Origin of the sequence: Streptomyces sp. NPDC059355, from assembly GCF_042752335.1 — a bacterium.
GTDB lineage: Bacteria > Actinomycetota > Actinomycetes > Streptomycetales > Streptomycetaceae > Streptomyces.
In genome coordinates, this window is the sequence record NZ_JBHYXN010000119.1 from 1 (window position 1) to 1,248 (window position 1,248).

2 protein-coding genes are annotated in these 1,248 nt (G+C 72.3%); one reads left to right on the forward strand and one right to left on the reverse strand.

The genetic code is table 11. From position 1 onward, the window contains the following. Window positions 1-242 precede the first annotated feature (242 nt). Entirely contained in the window at window positions 243-743 is a 501-nt protein-coding gene (locus ACFXGI_RS38765; RefSeq protein ID WP_384717810.1) for a hypothetical protein, read from the forward strand. Window positions 744-827: 84 nt separating this feature from the next. On the opposite strand, the gene ACFXGI_RS38770 is transcribed toward ACFXGI_RS38765, so the two are convergent. Next, the gene (locus ACFXGI_RS38770) at window positions 828-1,022 is read right to left on the reverse strand and encodes a hypothetical protein (RefSeq protein WP_384717813.1); all 195 of its coding nucleotides are present in this window, start codon (window positions 1,020-1,022) and stop codon (window positions 828-830) included. Window positions 1,023-1,248 lie beyond the last annotated feature (226 nt).

Here is a 1,248-nt window from a genome sequence, read left to right on the forward strand (position 1 = left end):
CCCGAGGCCCGCCGCCTGCTGACCGAGCTGCTGCTCGCCGGACGCAAGAACGGCGTCCAGGAGCAGCCCGAGCCGGAGACCGGGCCGCGGGCCGCCCTGCTGCTCCGGCAGTACCCGACGCTCGCCGAACTCAAGGCCGCCGCCCACCGGCAGTAGCCCGACCCCGCTCCGCCCCGCCGTCCCTCGCGCCCTCCCCGCCGCCCCGGCAGGGAGGGCGCCCCCGTACCCGAACGGAGAACACCATGGACTTCCACCCCACCGCTGGCCGCCCGATGACCGACGCCGAGGCCGCCGCCGAAGCCAAGCGGATCATGGACGCGAGCTTCCGGCCCGAGCAGCCGGCCCACTTCCCGACGTCCTACCGCGACCACTCCCCCGTGCCCGCCTACGGCGACACCCCGCCCGTCCATCAGCCCGACCGCCGGATCGTGCCTGCCTGGGCGGCCGGGATCGCGGTGGCCTCCATCGGCGTCGGCGCTGGGGTCACCGGTATCGGCTGCGGCGCCTGGCTGGTCCTGCAGGGCCTCGCCTCTGTCAGCCTCGCCGGAGTCCTGATGGTCACTCTGCCGTTCGCCGGCCTCGCCATGGCCGCCACCGCGATCGGCGGCGCGATCAACCGTGCCCGCTCCGCCGTCACCAAGAACATCTTCGAGGGCCCGGTCACCATGCGGACCGAGATCAACAACCACAGCACCACGCGCGGCATGTTCTTCGCCCGCACCCGCAACAACATCCACAACTGACCGGACACCCTGCGTCGTACTCGAACCCCGCCCGCACAGCCGGGAGTCGAGTACGGGGCAGGCCGCCCGGGGCAGCCCTCGCCTTCAGTCGTCGTCCAGGTAGATCAGCAGGCGGCCGTACTCATCGACCTCCGCCTCGTAGATCACCCCGCCGACGATCGCGTGGTCGACGACCACCTCGTAGTCATCTTCGTCGTCGATCCACAGCACGCCGTCGTCGTCCGTGAACGCCGGATAGATCACCCCGTCGGCGATCACCGAATCGAACTCGACTGCCATCGCGCCCCCTTGCTGCTCCCTGGCCTCGCCCCAGCCTGTCGCACCACCAGGCCCCGGCAACAGAGCCATGCCCATCCCGTACGCGCCGTCACCGTTCTCGAAGGAGAAGCCGACCGTGGCTGACGACAACGACCGCACCCCGAACATCCCCGGCCCCCGCCAGGAACACCCGGCCGCCGGCCACGGCCAGGCCCACGGCCTCCCCGCGGCCGCGCCCCTGCTGCGC

Coding starts and splice junctions, on each gene's coding strand:
- ACFXGI_RS38765 (WP_384717810.1), top strand. CDS start 243: ATGGACTTCCACCCCACCGCTGGCCGCCCGATGACCGACGCCGAGGCC.
- ACFXGI_RS38770 (WP_384717813.1), bottom strand. CDS start 1,022: ATGGCAGTCGAGTTCGATTCGGTGATCGCCGACGGGGTGATCTATCCG.